Source organism: Neobacillus niacini (genome assembly GCF_000759675.1).
Taxonomy (GTDB): Bacteria; Bacillota; Bacilli; order Bacillales; family Cytobacillaceae; genus Neobacillus; species Neobacillus niacini_A.
In genome coordinates, this window is the sequence record NZ_BAWM01000162.1 from 1 (window position 1) to 349 (window position 349).

Below are 349 nucleotides of genomic sequence, written 5' to 3' on the forward strand. Positions count from 1 at the left end.
CGTTTTTTATCCCTATTCTTTATTCTTTTTCTTTAAGAAGAGTGAGAATTCTCTTGAGATTGACAGCGAATATTGTTGTGGCGCCTTGGATTTCCATGCCAAATAGACCCGCAGATGATGCCGTATCATAACCGTGTCCATGTTTTAACTCACTATTTTTGGCTTCGATTTTATAACGTGAACGAGCCAGTTCTTTAAACTTATCACTATTTTGAAACGTTTCTTGTTCCTTATGTTCGGTAGATTTAATTGTTACCGAATAAGTTTTACTCTTTGCTCCTTCTGTGTAACATCCTTCACGGAAAGGGCATACTTTGCATTTTTCGGTGTCAAAATAATACGTTTGACG

At 36.7% G+C, this 349-nt stretch carries 1 protein-coding gene; it reads right to left on the reverse strand.

Annotation, left to right across the window (positions count from 1 at the left end):
* Positions 1-19: 19 nt before the first annotated feature.
* The coding region (locus TR08_RS30095) for a transposase (RefSeq protein ID WP_045524729.1) at positions 20-349 on the reverse strand (330 nt) is incomplete at its 5' end.